The 15,051-nt window shown below is 46.8% G+C and carries 16 protein-coding genes; 10 read left to right on the top strand and 6 right to left on the bottom strand.

Annotation, left to right across the window (positions count from 1 at the left end):
- Positions 1-10: 10 nt before the first annotated feature.
- Positions 11-739 carry a porin family protein gene (locus AAHN97_RS15665; protein ID WP_343302990.1) on the bottom strand — a complete coding sequence of 243 codons (729 nt, stop codon included), beginning with the start codon at positions 737-739 and terminating at the stop codon, positions 11-13.
- Positions 740-785: 46 nt separating this feature from the next.
- The gene (locus AAHN97_RS15660) at positions 786-2,681 is read right to left on the bottom strand and encodes an AAA domain-containing protein (RefSeq protein WP_343302989.1); all 1,896 of its coding nucleotides are present in this window, start codon (positions 2,679-2,681) and stop codon (positions 786-788) included.
- A 105-nt stretch (positions 2,682-2,786) separates the two neighbouring features.
- On the opposite strand from AAHN97_RS15660, the gene AAHN97_RS15655 reads away from it, so the two are divergent.
- The 6 genes from AAHN97_RS15655 (at position 2,787) to AAHN97_RS15630 (ending at position 7,979) form a co-directional block, all read left to right on the top strand.
- Positions 2,787-3,605 carry a helix-turn-helix transcriptional regulator gene (locus AAHN97_RS15655; RefSeq protein ID WP_343302988.1) on the top strand — a complete coding sequence of 273 codons (819 nt, stop codon included), beginning with the start codon at positions 2,787-2,789 and terminating at the stop codon, positions 3,603-3,605.
- A 67-nt stretch (positions 3,606-3,672) separates the two neighbouring features.
- Positions 3,673-4,497 carry an SDR family oxidoreductase gene (locus AAHN97_RS15650; protein WP_343302987.1) on the top strand — a complete coding sequence of 275 codons (825 nt, stop codon included), beginning with the start codon at positions 3,673-3,675 and terminating at the stop codon, positions 4,495-4,497.
- A gap of 10 nt (positions 4,498-4,507) precedes the next feature.
- The gene (locus AAHN97_RS15645; RefSeq protein WP_343302986.1) at positions 4,508-5,002 is read left to right on the top strand and encodes a DUF1772 domain-containing protein; all 495 of its coding nucleotides are present in this window, start codon (positions 4,508-4,510) and stop codon (positions 5,000-5,002) included.
- Between the two features lie 69 nt (positions 5,003-5,071).
- A complete protein-coding gene (locus tag AAHN97_RS15640; protein WP_343302985.1) occupies positions 5,072-6,007 on the top strand; it encodes a helix-turn-helix transcriptional regulator in 936 nt (311 codons plus the stop codon).
- Positions 6,008-6,123: 116 nt separating this feature from the next.
- Positions 6,124-7,089, top strand: a complete 966-nt coding sequence (locus AAHN97_RS15635) for a winged helix DNA-binding domain-containing protein (protein WP_343302984.1) — start codon at positions 6,124-6,126, stop codon at positions 7,087-7,089.
- A gap of 77 nt (positions 7,090-7,166) precedes the next feature.
- Entirely contained in the window at positions 7,167-7,979 is an 813-nt protein-coding gene (locus tag AAHN97_RS15630; RefSeq protein ID WP_343302983.1) for a hypothetical protein, read from the top strand.
- Between the two features lie 266 nt (positions 7,980-8,245).
- Here the strand turns inward: AAHN97_RS15630 and AAHN97_RS15625 are convergent, their stop codons facing one another.
- From AAHN97_RS15625 to AAHN97_RS15615, 3 genes are all read right to left on the bottom strand, one after another.
- Positions 8,246-8,623, bottom strand: coding sequence for a hypothetical protein (locus AAHN97_RS15625; protein ID WP_343302982.1), 378 nt, complete (start codon positions 8,621-8,623; stop codon positions 8,246-8,248).
- 61 nt (positions 8,624-8,684) lie between these two features.
- Entirely contained in the window at positions 8,685-10,298 is a 1,614-nt protein-coding gene (locus AAHN97_RS15620) for a Na+/H+ antiporter (RefSeq protein ID WP_343302981.1), read from the bottom strand.
- Complete coding sequence (locus tag AAHN97_RS15615; RefSeq protein WP_343302980.1) at positions 10,288-10,692, bottom strand: DoxX family protein; 405 nt, start codon at positions 10,690-10,692, stop codon at positions 10,288-10,290. Before AAHN97_RS15615 ends, AAHN97_RS15620 begins: the two co-directional genes overlap by 11 nt.
- A gap of 3 nt (positions 10,693-10,695) precedes the next feature.
- Between AAHN97_RS15615 and AAHN97_RS15610 the strand changes: the two genes are divergently transcribed.
- The 3 genes from AAHN97_RS15610 (at position 10,696) to AAHN97_RS15600 (ending at position 12,852) form a co-directional block, all read left to right on the top strand.
- A complete protein-coding gene (locus AAHN97_RS15610; protein WP_343302979.1) occupies positions 10,696-11,262 on the top strand; it encodes a Crp/Fnr family transcriptional regulator in 567 nt (188 codons plus the stop codon).
- 52 nt (positions 11,263-11,314) lie between these two features.
- The gene (locus tag AAHN97_RS15605; protein WP_343302978.1) at positions 11,315-12,370 is read left to right on the top strand and encodes an NADH:flavin oxidoreductase; all 1,056 of its coding nucleotides are present in this window, start codon (positions 11,315-11,317) and stop codon (positions 12,368-12,370) included.
- A gap of 98 nt (positions 12,371-12,468) precedes the next feature.
- Positions 12,469-12,852 (top strand): DoxX family protein, encoded by a 384-nt coding sequence (locus AAHN97_RS15600; RefSeq protein ID WP_343302977.1) that lies wholly within the window; start codon positions 12,469-12,471, stop codon positions 12,850-12,852.
- A gap of 57 nt (positions 12,853-12,909) precedes the next feature.
- On the opposite strand, the gene AAHN97_RS15595 is transcribed toward AAHN97_RS15600, so the two are convergent.
- Complete coding sequence (locus tag AAHN97_RS15595; RefSeq protein WP_343302976.1) at positions 12,910-14,232, bottom strand: DUF3472 domain-containing protein; 1,323 nt, start codon at positions 14,230-14,232, stop codon at positions 12,910-12,912.
- Between the two features lie 216 nt (positions 14,233-14,448).
- Between AAHN97_RS15595 and AAHN97_RS15590 the strand changes: the two genes are divergently transcribed.
- The gene (locus AAHN97_RS15590) at positions 14,449-15,003 is read left to right on the top strand and encodes an RNA polymerase sigma-70 factor (RefSeq protein WP_343302975.1); all 555 of its coding nucleotides are present in this window, start codon (positions 14,449-14,451) and stop codon (positions 15,001-15,003) included.
- The last annotated feature ends 48 nt before the right edge of the window (positions 15,004-15,051 follow it).

Raw genomic sequence — 15,051 nt, 5'->3', positions numbered from 1 at the left:
AGTATTGGATTTATCTGCGCCATAACCGGAACTGATAACCTGCACTGATGCCGATATAGGCATTCTTCCTCACTTCCGGGTCTTTGGGATATACATCTGTTAATCCCAGACTATAATTGATATTGACCAACAGCCCATTCTTAAATTCATATCCGGCAATGATGTTCACACCGGCATCTGAATTCTTATAGTATTTACCCGAATAACCATTCCCGGCAAAATCATCAAACTGGATGTTCTGTTCTCTGTTGAAGCTGCCCGCCGGCTGACCATTGGGATCTTTGAGCTTACCCTCACTCTTAAAAGTGCCAGACAGGGGAAATGCAAAATAAGGCCCGGCACCTACAGCCAGTTTACCAGGTCCAAGATGGAACTTGTATACCAGGTTCAGGGGTATTTCCAGGTAGATCAATCTTGTTTTGTAAGTACCATCTACCCAATGTTCCGGCCTCCAGCTTTCTTCTTCCTTCACACCTTTGGAACTGATCAGTACCTGCGGCTGCAGGTGAAATCCCTTTATTAACCGCAGATCTGCTATTACACCGCCATGCCATTGCGGTGTAGATCTGGTTTCCGCAAAGAGGGATTCATCTTCACTGGCAAAATCCTGGTTATTATACGTGCGGCCGGATATACGTTGTGTAGCATGACTATAACCACCAATAATGCCTATGGACAGCTGGGCGCAAACAGGCAGGGCGGAAATAGTGATAAGGGCAGACAGTAATATTGTTTTCATGGCTTGCGGGATAGATACTAAAAATAACGAAAAAACCGCGCATTTATTACATGTCAGCAAATTCCCAGGCACTTTGATAAGCATCCCGCTGCTCCGCATACGTGATGAAATCAGCGTAGAAGGGTAATTGTGAAAGCGTTGCACTATCTCCGATCACCACCAGTTTTTTACGTGCTCTTGTCATGGCCACATTCATGCGCCGGATATCAGAGAGGAACCCGATGTTATTTTCTGCATTACTTCTTGTCATGCTGATATACACAATGTCTCTTTCCTGCCCCTGGAAGCTGTCTATTGTATTCACGGAGATCCTGTTCCCATAACTTTGCAGTTCCGGGGAATGCAGCAATTGTTCCTTCAATACCTGTATCTGCTGCTTATAGGGAGAGATGATAGCAATGTCAGGCAACTCATGATCCCCATACCGGCTGCGTAATTCGGTTACCAGTAAGCTGAGGTGTTTGTATAAGAATGCGGCTTCATCAGGATTGGTGGTGCTGGTACCTTCAGACTTCTCTTCAAACCCGCAACCTGCCGTATCAACAAAGGCCAGCGGTTTATCTGCCGGGAACAACAGATGTTGTGCTACAGAACCATGGGCCTTCAGTTTATCCTGGTAAAAGATGGAAGAAGAATAGCCCATGATCATTTCGTTCATACGGTACTGTTCTTCCAGTAACACAACTGCTTCAGGATGCAGGGCCACACACTTTTCCAGCAGTGTGGTGCTTAAACCCTTCCTGGCTGCCTCATTGGATTTAACAGTAGGGGATAACTGGCAATGATCACCCGCCAGTACTACTTTCTGTGCTTTGAGGATAGGTATCCAGCAGGCCGGTTCCAATGCCTGACCCGCTTCGTCTATCACTACGGTATGATAAGTGAGATGTTTGACAGTATAGTGATTGGCACCTACCAGTGTAGCAGTGATCACCTGTGCTTTAGTGAGCAGGTCGTCAATGATGTATTGTTCTGTTTTCTCTACCTGCTTCATGATATTGCGCGCTTCATCAAAGAGGGCTTTGCGTTGATCGCGTTCCGCTTTGCCGAAGTTCCGTTTGTATTTGTGCGCCATGTTCCTGAACTCGTTTGCCTGCTTCTTCAGTTTCCCTATCTCTTTCATACTGCTATGCTCTGATACACGGCTATCCAGCGTGAGGGACATTAACCTTTCAGACACACGTGCAGGATTACCTACCCGCAGTACATTCAATCCTTCATCGGATAATTTTTCACTTAGCAGGTCTACCGCAGTATTGCTGGGTGCTACTACGAGGATCTGTTTATGATCTTGTTTGATCAGTGCTTTAATAGCCTGTACCAGTGTAGTGGTTTTACCTGTACCGGGAGGGCCGTGTACAATAGCCAGATCATTGGCGGAAAGTATTTTATCTACTGCGGCCTGTTGGGAGGCATTTAATTTTGTTACAGGGAAAGAAGGGATGCCGGTATGAAAATCCGGCTTCTTCTCTCCGGTGAGTACCTGGATCAGTCTCTCTTCTGCTTTTGCATCAGCCTGTTTGAGGGCATACTGCATTTCATCATAACTCGTATCATCAAAAAGCAGATCAATACCCAGTTTGCCATTGCGTGACCATTCCGGTAATTCATCTGTACGTAAAGTGATCTTGAGGCGGTTGCCGCTCTGGAAGGAAATAGTGCCTTCCACGTAATCCTGCTTCCTGTCGTGATTGGAAAATAAAACCGCAGATACGCCAAAACGCAGCTGGTGTACCACATCCTGGTGGGTGGTGCGTTCCACTTCCACCGTCAGATAGTCCCCACGGCTCATTTCTGTGTCCCTGATGGCAATTGGATACCAGGTTAACCCATTGGCCCTTCGTTCAGAAACAGACAGGGTTTCACTCAATTTCTGATAAGATTGCTGATCTTCCTCCCGCTCCGTTTTCAACAGATCCAACAGCTTTGAAAAATAATTCATGGCGCAAAGGTACTTAGGGTGGAGGGGATTGCAAAACGCATTGAAAACCAGCCATTTCTCCATTCCCTTTCCAGGAAAGGGGAAAATCCCGTAATTTTAAAAAGTATGAAGTTCGAACAGATACAACCACCTGCCTACCTCAGGGACCATGTACGTTACATCTGGACGCTGCAAAGCACAGCCATGGATGAAACGCCCAGAACTTTTGCACCCGTGGCAGACGGATGCCCCGGCCTCATCTTCCAGCAATCAGATTTCGTAAGGTTCTATGATCAGGATGAAAAGAAGCTGCCGGATCTTTTCCTCTACGGGCAATCCACCAAACATACTACCCTGCATGCTCCGGGTAAATTCAATACCATTGGAATCTACTTCTATCCCCAGGCATTGAAATCTATTTTTGGGATCAATGCGGAAGAACTTACCAATACCTGTGTGGATGTTAACCTCCTGTCCATGAAGCAGGGTTTCAGGCTATCAGAACAATTACTGAACACGCGTGATATCAATGAGCAGATAGATATCCTCAACGCTTATCTTTTTTCGCTGGTGCAGAAGAATAAAGTGCCGGTAGACGGTAATACCCAATATGCCATCAACAGTATCATTACCTCCAAAGGCAATGTACCCCTGAAAGAACTGCTGGATAAACTGAACATGTCCGAAAGGAATTTCGAGCGCAGGTTCAAAGAAATAGTAGGTATTTCTCCCAAGATGTTTTCACGTATCTGCAAGTTCCAGGCTTCGTTGAACCAGCTGCGGAATAATGATTTCGACAAACTGAGCGATATCGCTTTTGAGAATGAGTATTCAGACCAGTCTCATTTTATCCGCACCTTTAAAGAGTTCACAGGCATCTCACCTTATCAGTTCAGCAAACAATCACAGGAAGTGATCGAGAACTTCCCTGAATGGAAAATCTAGGGCTGTCGGTTTTGTTCTATTTTCCCGAAACACACCATCATAGCTTTGTTTAAGAAATAACAATACTATGATAGCAATTACAGGTGCCAACGGGAACTTAGGAAAAGCCACCATCCGTTTCCTGCTGAAGAAAACAGAACCAGGCAGTATAATAGCCATAGTAAGAGATCCTGCCACTATGGAGGGATCCGATGTGCAGGTGCGCAGGGCTGATTATGAAAACCTGGATAGCTTAAATGCTGCATTTAAAGGGGTGGATAAACTCCTGCAGATCTCCGCTACCAGCATGGGGCAGGAAGGTATCCGGCAGGAAACCAATGTGGTGCGCGCTGCCATGCAGCAGGAGGTAAAACATATTGTATATACCGGTTCCATAAAACCTTCTGTACTGGCCAACTTTTATGCTACCCATCAGGCATTGGCCACGGAAAGGGCTATTCTTTCTTCCGGTATCACTTATACTTTCCTGAGGAACAGTTTGTATATGGAAATAATACCGCTGTTCATGGGCAACGCACTTGAAAAAGGACATTGGGAATATCCCGCAGGCAACGGTAAAGTGAGTTTTGTATCCCGTCAGGATATTGCGGAAGCACTGGCAAATGTACTCACAGAGAAAGGACATGAAAACAAAGTGTATGAGATCTCCGGTGGTAAGGCCTATACTTTTGCAGACACTGCCAGGCTCTTAAACATCACCTATTCAGATGTGCCGAATGCTTATCTTGAGAAAGGATTGGCCGCAGCACATTTGCCGGAAGAACTGATCAGTTGTATGGTGAGCATGGTGGATGGTATCAGGGCGAATGAATTTGCTTATGTGGAAAAGGACCTGGAATACCTGCTGCACCGCCGGCCTTTATCTTTTGAAAATTATCTTAGCAACCTTTAACCTATATTATATGTTCACACTCGACAGAATTATTTTAGTAGCAGCAACTACCACTACTGCCATGCTGGTGGGTCTTTTTTACGGATGGTCCGTTTCTGTGATCCCGGGTATCGCCCGCTTAAACAACACAGAGTATCTTTCTGCCATGCAGGCTATGAACCGGGCTATTCTGAACCCGCTGTTCTTTCTCTCTTTCATGGGCAGCGTGATCTTATTACCGCTCGCTGCTTACCTGAACTATTCGCAGCCCGCTTCCCTGTGCTTCTGGCTCATTGCAGCTGCAACAGTATTATACATCTTCGGTACGTTTGGTATTACCATCGCAAAGAATGTACCGCTGAATGAAATGATAGATAAGTTCAATCTCGCCACGGCATCAGAAGAAGCGAAGGCTGCACAGCGGGCCCTTTTTGAGCAGCCATGGAATCAACTGCATCATATACGTACCGTGATCGGCATTATTGCTACCGTATGTATGATCATTGCCTGCCTGGTGAAAAAATAATGGAGAGAGGCCGGTACATCACCGGCCTCTTTTTAGTTTCCATAGAAAAATGGGTAAATTGCCTGCATGATGAAACGTTTCGATCGCCTGACGGCTATCCTTATCCATCTTCAATCTAAAAAACTGGTAGTAGCCCAGGAGATAGCTGATCGTTTTGAGATCAGTCTCCGCACTGTATACCGGGATATCCGTTCACTGGAACTGGCCGGCGTGCCTATCCTTGGTGAAAAAGGACTGGGTTATTCCATTATGGAAGGATACCGCCTTCCTCCCGTGATGTTTACGGAAGAAGAAGTGGTGGCCTTTTTAATGGCAGAGAAGATATTGGAGAACCATGCAGATCTGCAGAACAGCGAACGCTTCAAATCAGCCATGTTCAAAGTAAGGGCCATATTACGCAATGCACAGAAAAAGGTATTGGAGGATATGGAAGAAAGCATTGCCGTGAAGCATAATAAGTCCGAACATAACTTCCTGGTGAACGATACATTACCCCTGCTCATAAAAGCCATCTCAGAAAAAATAACCCTGCGTGCAAATTACGCAACAGAAGATGGTGCTGTGGAACGGGATATTGAGCCTATCGGCATCTTTCATGAGAACGGTACCTGGAATGCCATTGCTTATTGCCATTTATTAAAGGATTACAGGCATTTCCGGGTGGAAAGGATCCTGGCCCTCGCCCAAACCAATAAGTCGTTCCACAAGCAGCATACATCCCTTGCAGCCTACCTGGAAAAGGCCAAAGAGAAAGAACAGGTGTTCCCTGCGGTGATAGAAGTGGATAATTTCATGGTCCGTTACCTGCAGGAGCAGAAGTTTGATTATGGCTTTAAAAGTGAAAAACCCGGCAAAACGCACACGCGGATGTTCTTTGATGCTCCCTGCATACAGGCTTTCTCCCGCTGGTATGTAACCTTTGCAGACCATGCAAAGATCATAGAACCCGCTTCATTAAAAGATCTGCTGAAAGAACGATTGACGAATCTGCTGAAAGTGATATAAGAAAGAGGCTTCCGGAATTGGAAGCCTTTTTTGTTTGCATTGTTAACCACACCTGACATACCGTTGTCACCAACCCCATTTAGCTTTGTAATATGGATATAGCATATTACCGGCTCATGAATCAACAACTCAGTCATTCCGCCTTTTCGGAGCCGGGAGAGCTGATATCATGGATGGGATGCATGCAGGCGGAGGATTATTCCAGTGCCAAATGGGCCATCGGTAACAGGATCCCGCATATTACGGATGCCGCCATAGAAAAGGATTTCAATGAAGGCAGGTTCCTCCGCGCCCAGGTTTTACGCCCCACCTGGCATTTTGTAGCCCCCGCAGATATTGGCTGGATGCTGGAACTTTCCGCACAACGGATAAAAGCAGGTTATAAGCAACTGTACAGCAGGCTGGATCTCTCCGGCAGTGATCTTAAACGGAGTAAAATGATCATGGCCCGGGCCCTGGCTGGCAATAAAAGGAAAACGCGTGCCCAGCTGCTGGCGCTCTGCCTGAAAGTCAACAAACACCTGGATGAGATCCGCATGAATTTCCTGCTCCTGGATGCAGAACTGGATGGGCTGATCGTAAATGGAGGAATACAGGGGAGTGAATTTGTATATGCACTGCTGGAAGAATTAGTGCCTTCCATGCCTGTACTGGAAAAAGAGGCCGCCATCGCAGAGTTGGCGAAGCGTTATTTCAGCAGCAGAGGCCCTGCTACTTTAGCGGATTTCATTTGGTGGAGCGGATTGGAACCCCCGGAAGCCAAAATGGGCCTGGAAATGAATAAGGGCAAATTGCAGTATGCAGTGGTCAACGGAGAGGCCTATTGGTTTTTTGAAACACCCGCACTACAGGGAGCAGCTACTGTTTCGCTTTTACCTTCTTTTGATGAATACACGGCTGGATATTCAGATCACAATAATTTCAAACCCTCCATTATCGTAAACGGGCAGGTAGCCGGTACCTGGAAGTACAGGGAAAAACGCCTCGAAACACAAATTTTCACCCCATTGGAGAAAAAAGAAGAGAACGCGGTGTTGAGCGCCGGAGAACGCTATGCGCGCTTCCTTGGGAAAGCCGTTTAAACATATGTGTTGTAACCTGAAACACGTGCTGTGTATGGTTATTCCGTAAATTGAGGATCACCAAAATGATCTTTTTTATGGCAAGGCAAATGGGTCCCTTTTATTTCACCGGGACTTACAACGGAATGGTCGGTTATAAAGTGGGCGATGAGTATTTCTTCCGCAGTATACCGGATCATGTAACACAAACAACGGCTACAAAAAAAGCCGCTGAAGACTTCGCTGCAGCAAGTTCCTGTGGCAGGCTGATCCGGCAGGCACTGCATCAGGTAATGGACCTGAAGCAGGAGCATCGTTTAACCAACCGCCTGAATAAGGTAATGGCGAAAGTGATCCGCAAAGATACAACTCATCAGGCTGGCAGCAGGTTGGTATTACCTGAGCATCTGGAGCTGTTAAAGAATTTCTCTTTTAACAGCGAAACCAAACTGGATAATGTATTGCTGGGGATTGAAGCAGAGATAGAGCAATCTGCCTTTATCACCGTTAGTATTCCCAGCGTGGCAAAGATCAAACGCACAAAGCGTACAACACATGTTGAAATAAAAGCGATAGCCATCAGTGCAAACTTTGCCAGGGGTACCTGCAAACAAACCAGCTCTGAAGCCATAATGATAGATGTGAACCAGCCCTGGAAGACGTTGGAACTCACCATGCCCCGGCCGGGTAAAGATCATACGCTGGTTATTTTGCAGGTGCGGGCGTTTGAAAAAGTGAACGGAGGAATGAGTGCGTTTTCAGATAAGAACTATTGTGCGGCAGATATCATTGCTGTGATGCCACCGCTACCGGTAGTAAAAATAAAAACCAACAGTAAACCATCACTGAAAAAGATCCCATCTTACAAACATCACTACAACGGTACCAGAACTATCCTGCAACGTGAATGATCATTGGTTTTAGTGGTGACAGGAAGTAAGAAAAGCCCGGCTTTCTCAGCGCAAGCTGCATCCGGCCGAAAGCAAAACCAGCCCCATATCCCAGGATACCTCTTCCAATTACGTAAGATCTGCTGATACACCAACCCCACATCAGCTCCACAACGGGTCCAGAGCCCCTCCACGTCCCCTCCACAGCCCCTTCAAGGATCTCCCCAGGTTCATATAGCCACCATGGCCTGTTCGCCTATAGCAGGCCCTATCTACACCCGATACATTCAATAGGCACGCTCTCCCCATTCCATGGCTAAACAGGCCGCCTCGTGTAAAAGCTGCTCCTGTTGCTTACAGGGCTTGCATAAGGATGTACCAGTCACCAGGAGATGCAGCTGCCGCCTGCACATTTCTTTTCCGGGAAAGGAAAGTACCTGTGTACCATGTTCTCCATTCCTGCGTATTTCAGCGAGTATTTGTTTTCCGATAGTACTTTCCCGAAGTGTTGCAGGGGATACATCTTTAATGCAGGGATCTACCTGCGCAGTATCACAACCGGCCAGAACAGGATAGAGACTGTCTGCCTGATAACTGCCATGGGAAAGAAAAGGGGAGCCCAGTAAAATAGCGGCCCATACAAGGAATTTTGGTTTGATCATCATAGGGAATACGGATTTAGGGTGTTTCAGATTCCTAAAACGCAGGATGATCCATTTTATTTTATCAGTGATTATTGGCCCCGCTGATCTTTAATTCATCCCAGTCCAGCTGCATCTCTGTTTTCCTGATCTCTTCATCACTAAAGAATTTTTCTTTCCTCAGTTTAAATAATTCTGTTCGCTGAACGTTATAGAGATCCAGGAGTATTTTATTGTACACTACTTTTTCGTCATGGCCTGTATCTACACATTCCAGTGATTCCAGCCGCTCTGAAGTAATGGCGATATCATTTTCGAGGTCTCTTTTAAGGAAGCCTACCAGCTCATTCTCCCTGGCGGCTGTGCTGTATTGTGTATTGAGCCTTTCGAGCGCTGCTTTCTTTAAACGTAATTGAATGCCTGCATCCTGTTGATCTTCCGGCAGAATAGGGTCGATCTCTTTGATCTTAATCAGCTTTACAAGGATAGGTAGAGTCAATCCCTGCAACACGAGCGTCACAAAAATAACTACGAAGGTGATGAACAGGATCAGGTTCCGTAAGGGGAATGGCATTACTTTATCGTCCATCATTACAGGAATGGATAAAGCAGTAGCTAAGGATACCACTCCCCGCATACCTGCCCATCCTGTGACCAGTGGCCCTTTCCATCCGGGAGAAGGATCTTTACGTGCTGCCGGGATCAGCCACCGTGGAAGATGTGCCCCCGGAAAAACCCACAAAAGCCTCAGCACTATAACGATACCACTGATGTATAAACCATATTTCGTGGCTTCCCATACAGCGTAATCCCCTAAGCCTGCTATGATGGCCGGTAATTGCAGGCCTATCAAAATAAACACCAGCGTATTCATTACAAACACCAGGGTAACCCATACGCCCAGCATATTAGAGCGTGTGGCACCTGTATTGAATAGTTCATGAGAACGGTAAGAAATGAACAGCCCGCCGCTCACTACAGCCATCACACCGGAAAAATGGAAAGCTTCCGCCGTGAGGTATAACAAATAAGGGGTCATTACCGTTAGTGCTGCATCAATAGCAGGTGTGGTAGGAAGGAAGCGGTGGATAACATACATGATATGTGCAATGGCCAACCCCACAACAATACCCATACCTGCCACCAGGAAGAAATTCCCTACGGCCGCCTGCATGGAGAAAGTGCCGGTAAGCACTGCCGCGAGGGCAAAACGGAATACAATAAGAGAAGATGCATCGTTCACCAGGCTTTCTCCTTCCAGGATGATCAATGCACGCCTGGGTACCGGAAGGCCTTTCAATACAGTAGCTGCAGCTACTGCATCCGGAGGGGAAATAATCCCTCCCAGGAGGAAACCCAGGGCCAGTGTAAAACCGGGAATGATAGCTACGGAAGCATAGGCCACTATGGTAGAAGTGAAAAATACCAACCCGAAAGCCAGCATGGCAATAGGCCGTTTCCATTTCCAGAAATCATTCCAGGAAGTATACCAGGCTGCTTCATATAGAAGCGGCGGCAGGAAGATGAGGAAGATAAGCTCCGGATCTATATTCACCAGGGGAAGGCCGGGAATGAAACTAATACCCAGACCTGCGATCACCAGGAAAATAGGGTAGGCTATCTTTATCCGCCGGGCTACCATCACCAATAGAAAAACAACAAAAAGTAATGCCAGTACAAGTAAAATATTATCGTGCATATAAAGGATGCTGTAAGTAAATGATCACCCAGGAAAGCAGGAAGAACGGCAGCTCTATCGCCACGCCTTTCAGGTCTTTTGTGCTGAGATGAAGAACAATGATGAACAGGATAGTGGCAGCCATCATGAAGTTGCCCCAAAGGAATGTTTTCGGAAATAATACCAGCACAGATCCGATCAGTGTGAAGGCACCCAGTACGGCTACACTGGTTTTACCCAGTTGCCATTTGCTGAACATCTCCAGCATTGCTGCTTTGCCGGCCAGCATAGCCCAGCCTTGTTTGATCCCCATAAAAACAGCAAAGAGGATCAGCACTGCGTTAATGATCTTTAAAGCCATGGTCAGGATTTTTACAAATATCAGGAAATAATGTTTCTTTGCTGCAAAATCCATCAGATGCCCGCTTTGTTGATCGATAGTATCCTGCAGCATGTACCGCTGAACGAAAAAGAGCAGCAGCGCATCCCTTCCTTTTTTCAATCGCTCCGCATCCGCAAAAACCAATACCTGTTGCAGGAAGGCCAGGTATGCAGGTATGAGTATTTTGTACTGAAAGGCTGCTGCCGCCAGTTTGAAAGAGATGAGGAAGGAAGGGAGAATGTTTTGCAGTTCAGTGTGGAAGGATGGTGGATCTCAGACCTGGATAGCATGCTTACACAACAACCTTCCTTATTTAATATCGATGTGCTGGAAAGCGGGGAAGTATTACAGATAGATAAAGCGAAACTGGATGAACTCTTTAACGAGGTCCCTGCCTTTGAACGTTATTACCGCATAATTTCCCAGAAAGCATTCATTGCATTGCAACGCAGGATCCTTTTCTTCCAGAAACCTGCATTGGAAAGATATGAGGAGTTTGTTACCCGTTACCCTTTCCTGGAACAACGCCTGCCGCAGCATCAGATCGCTGCTTACCTGGGGATTACCAAGGAATCTTTGAGCAGGTTGAGGAGGAAAAATTAATTTATTACCAAATGATATTGGCAGCAGGTGCTGAACGTACCAACTTTGCCATATGATACTCGAAACATTTAACATCAGCAAAACCCGGCAGGTAAAGAACAGAACAGTGGTAGCTCCCATGAGCCGTGTAAGCACAGCCCTGGACGGAATACCTACTCCCGCTATGTTTGATTATTATGAGAAGTTCGCGCGCGGCGGATTTGGCATCATCATCACAGAAGGTTTGTATACAGATACCATCGCCAGCCAGTCATATCCCAACCAGCCGGGTATGGTTACGCCCGAACAAACGGCAGCCTGGGCTGCCATGGTACCAAAGATCAAAGCATACGGTGCTTTATTCATCGCGCAGTTCATGCATGGCGGTGGCATATCACAACATTGCCAACATACATTGGCACCTTCAGCTATACAACCCTTAGGCAAAAAGATGGGCGCTTATGGCGGGGGAGATGGCCCTTTCCCATTTCCTGCAGAGATGACGACCGATGATATCAAACATGTAGTAACGGAACATGCAGCCGCAGCGAAACGTGCTGTACAAGCCGGCTTTGATGGTATAGAGATACATGCCGCCAATGGTTACCTCTTAGATCAGTTCCTGACAGATTATACGAATCTGAGGCAGGATGATTATGGAGGTCCTATCCCTAACAAATTCCGCATCATAGCAGAGATCATCGCAGCGATAAAAGCAGTAGTACCGGAAGGATTTATTATTGGTTTAAGATTATCAGAAGGCAAAGTGAACAACTTCACACACCGCTTCCCCGGAGGAGCAACTACGGCAAAGGCTATACTGGAAGAAGTGAAAAAAGCGGATATCTCTTATGTACATATTTCAGGTGAAGGCGGATCATGGGAAGCTACAGGCTTTTATGAAACAGGGGAGTCCTTCACTGGTCTTGCAAAACAGATCACCGGTAAACCTGTGATAGCGAATGGCGGTTTGCAGGAAGTAGCTGTTGCCAGCCGGGCATTAACAGAAGGCCATGCAGATCTTATTGCTTTGGCGAAAGGTGCGCTCGCTAATCCGGACTGGCCGCAGCGGGTGGAAAGAGGAGAAGGAATAAGGCCTTTTGAACGTTGGATGACTGCCAGTTTATGATTGTCGCATTAGCCCCCAATAATGTCGGATTCTCCCTGCCTGTATCCCGGTAAGAGCCTGTAAGTTTGTGTTATCATTTAATCATTAAATCAACAAACATGACAACGCAGCAAAAACCAGGAGCAGCTATTTGGACCGGCAGGATCATCAGCATCCTCGTCATACTTTTTAACCTTGTAGATGCAGGAATGAAAGTGGTGAAAGCAGATGTTTCCGTAAAAGGATCTGTAGCACTCCAATGGCCGGAAAATATGGTGATGGGCATCGGCATTGCACTGTTGATCGCTACCATTCTTTATGCTATTCCCCGCACAGCCGTTTTAGGCGCTATTCTTACCACAGCTTACCTCGGAGGTGCAGTTGCCGTGATGGCAAGAATGGAAGCACCTTACTGGTTCCCTGTGCTCTTTGGTATCCTTACCTGGGCAGGACTGTACTTACGTGATCCGCAGGTCCGCGCACTCATTCCGCTACATAAATAAAAAGAATGGCCGTTAATGCGGCCATTCTTTTTATATGTTCTAACCGGCATGGATACCCTATGGCAATGTAGTCAGATTAACGGTAGGCGCCGTGCCCGTAGCTGTTCTGGTGAACGTAGTGCCATAAGCCGTATTTGTGGCAAAGAAACCACCGTTCTGCAGATAGAAACTACCTGCATCCAGCCCGCCGGCATAATCACGCCGCTGATCGTTTGTACCGGTAGCATCTGTTGTGAACCTTCCCTGGGTAAGTTCAACCCAGCTTCCACTGGTATTATAGATCCACTGATTATTGTACCGTACTTTTCTGCCCAGGTATCCGCGCGTATCAATGAAATTTTCAAGGAAGGAATGCGCGCCGGTATAATAAGTGACTAAATTAGGCCGCTTCCAGGTTGCGATATATCGCCATGTACTGGTTTCCGGTGTATAGATCCAGGAGGAGAAAAGCGAAGCACCTGTACCATCAGGTCTGATGCGTGTGAGGAACTTATAAGTTGTTCCTGCCTGCCAGTTGAAGATCAGGTAACTCTGACCACCCGTACCTTCACCTCCGAATGCATTATCTACCACATTGGGGCCTTTGGTCACCAGTGTGGTTTGACCCTGACCTGCCGGAGGATCCCATACGGAAAACAATACCCTTCTCTCTGTGGCACTGTTCACCTGGATGCCAAAGTATCCCTGGGAAAAACCGTTACTCATAAAGTAAGAACCGATCTTGTCTTCTCCCGAAGGGATCGTCATTTCATTATAGAACCATTCTGCCGTATTACCTGCAGGGATCGTATAACCCATGTGTACAGACGGGCCGCGGCGGCTCCAGTAATAATTGGCGGCATCACTTGCATAGGTAACATTGTTGGCAGTAGCTGCGCCACTGATAATAATATCTGACACATCGCCGAAGTAGCTACCGGTTTTACTGATGCCCTTCAGATCTACCCGTATATATCCTGCTGCGCCAACCGTTACGGAACCGATGGAATGTGTAGTGTAAGAACTGCCGGTAATGGATTTGGTGAATGCTGTGCCGTTCACCGTTACACGAATGTTACTGGTGCCGGATGGTACTTTCGCACGGATGGATACATTCAGTGTGCCGGTCAGCGAGAGACGGAACCAGGCACTTGTAATGCTGGCGGCGTTGGTCCAGTTGCCCAAACCATTGCCGGTGATCACTTCCGAGCCGCCGGAGGCGAGCGTGGTTACATAACCATTTCCGGCCAGGGGCACGGAATAACTGGATGCTGGTGGCAGAACAGACAGGCCATTGTCCAAACGTTCCGCCGGGATAGTGCTTTCTTTTCCTTTGCTGCAGGAGAAGAGCAGGGTACATAGAAGAATAGTGCAGCTGCTTAACAGGGTGCTGATTTTCATGATTTTGGTAATTTTTGGGTTGCGAATAAAGAGTAGCCGGGGTACCGGTAAAACATACAATACACTAACAGGACAATGCAGCGATCAAAAAGGGGCTATCGGACAATGAAGAAAGGATAAGATTAGCTAGCAAATAGGCAAAAAAAGCTTAGTCCGTTTCGGGCTATCTTAGTAACTATGCATTGAGCTAACGTTAACAGGGACACGTCCCCTTACATGGATATTACATTACTTCAGGAACAAATAGCCATTTTCCGCAATGAAGGGGCTTATAAACAGCTATTCCTTCATTTTTACAAAGGACTGGTGCGGTTTACGGATACCTATGTCCGGCAGAATGAAGTAGCGGAAGAAATTGTTTCCGATGCCATGCTGAAAGTATGGACCATGAAGGAAGGGCTGCTGGGCGTACATAATCTCAAAGTGTACCTCTTTACGGCTGTTAAAAATGCCGCGATCAATTACCTCGTTAAGAACCGCAACTATACTACCTGGGATATCGATAATATTGCCCCTGAAACATTTGTGTCCTACCTCACGCCGGAACAGGTGACCATCAGCAGGGAATTAAAGCATGATTTCGCCACAGCCATCCGGGCTTTACCCCCCAAATGCCAGATGGTTTACAAACTGGTAAGAGAAGAAAGTTTTACCTATAAAGAAGTGGCCACCATTATGGAGATCTCCGAAAACACGGTAGACCGCCACCTCAATATTGCCATGCGCCGCCTGGCGGATGTGTTTAAATCCTACCGCAGCAGTACCCGTTAAAATTTTTTTTCGGAACTATTGGGGAGTTCTTCCCCCGATCTTGTCTTA

Origin of the sequence: Chitinophaga niabensis (genome assembly GCF_039545795.1) — a bacterium.
GTDB lineage: Bacteria > Bacteroidota > Bacteroidia > Chitinophagales > Chitinophagaceae > Chitinophaga > Chitinophaga niabensis_B.
Note: the sequence above shows the minus strand (reverse complement) of the source record. Positions and strands in the feature narration are given on the sequence as shown.

What these genes read in the sequence shown, in the direction of transcription:
- AAHN97_RS15665 (WP_343302990.1), bottom strand. Translation starts at nt 739, where the DNA reads ATGAAAACAATATTACTGTCTGCCCTTATCACTATTTCCGCCCTGCCT.
- AAHN97_RS15660 (WP_343302989.1), bottom strand. Translation starts at nt 2,681, where the DNA reads ATGAATTATTTTTCAAAGCTGTTGGATCTGTTGAAAACGGAGCGGGAG.
- AAHN97_RS15655 (WP_343302988.1), top strand. Translation starts at nt 2,787, where the DNA reads ATGAAGTTCGAACAGATACAACCACCTGCCTACCTCAGGGACCATGTA.
- AAHN97_RS15650 (WP_343302987.1), top strand. Translation starts at nt 3,673, where the DNA reads ATGATAGCAATTACAGGTGCCAACGGGAACTTAGGAAAAGCCACCATC.
- AAHN97_RS15645 (WP_343302986.1), top strand. Translation starts at nt 4,508, where the DNA reads ATGTTCACACTCGACAGAATTATTTTAGTAGCAGCAACTACCACTACT.
- AAHN97_RS15640 (WP_343302985.1), top strand. Translation starts at nt 5,072, where the DNA reads ATGAAACGTTTCGATCGCCTGACGGCTATCCTTATCCATCTTCAATCT.
- AAHN97_RS15635 (WP_343302984.1), top strand. Translation starts at nt 6,124, where the DNA reads ATGAATCAACAACTCAGTCATTCCGCCTTTTCGGAGCCGGGAGAGCTG.
- AAHN97_RS15630 (WP_343302983.1), top strand. Translation starts at nt 7,167, where the DNA reads ATGGCAAGGCAAATGGGTCCCTTTTATTTCACCGGGACTTACAACGGA.
- AAHN97_RS15625 (WP_343302982.1), bottom strand. Translation starts at nt 8,623, where the DNA reads ATGATGATCAAACCAAAATTCCTTGTATGGGCCGCTATTTTACTGGGC.
- AAHN97_RS15620 (WP_343302981.1), bottom strand. Translation starts at nt 10,298, where the DNA reads ATGCACGATAATATTTTACTTGTACTGGCATTACTTTTTGTTGTTTTT.
- AAHN97_RS15615 (WP_343302980.1), bottom strand. Translation starts at nt 10,692, where the DNA reads ATGGATTTTGCAGCAAAGAAACATTATTTCCTGATATTTGTAAAAATC.
- AAHN97_RS15610 (WP_343302979.1), top strand. Translation starts at nt 10,696, where the DNA reads ATGCCCGCTTTGTTGATCGATAGTATCCTGCAGCATGTACCGCTGAAC.
- AAHN97_RS15605 (WP_343302978.1), top strand. Translation starts at nt 11,315, where the DNA reads ATGATACTCGAAACATTTAACATCAGCAAAACCCGGCAGGTAAAGAAC.
- AAHN97_RS15600 (WP_343302977.1), top strand. Translation starts at nt 12,469, where the DNA reads ATGACAACGCAGCAAAAACCAGGAGCAGCTATTTGGACCGGCAGGATC.
- AAHN97_RS15595 (WP_343302976.1), bottom strand. Translation starts at nt 14,232, where the DNA reads ATGAAAATCAGCACCCTGTTAAGCAGCTGCACTATTCTTCTATGTACC.
- AAHN97_RS15590 (WP_343302975.1), top strand. Translation starts at nt 14,449, where the DNA reads ATGGATATTACATTACTTCAGGAACAAATAGCCATTTTCCGCAATGAA.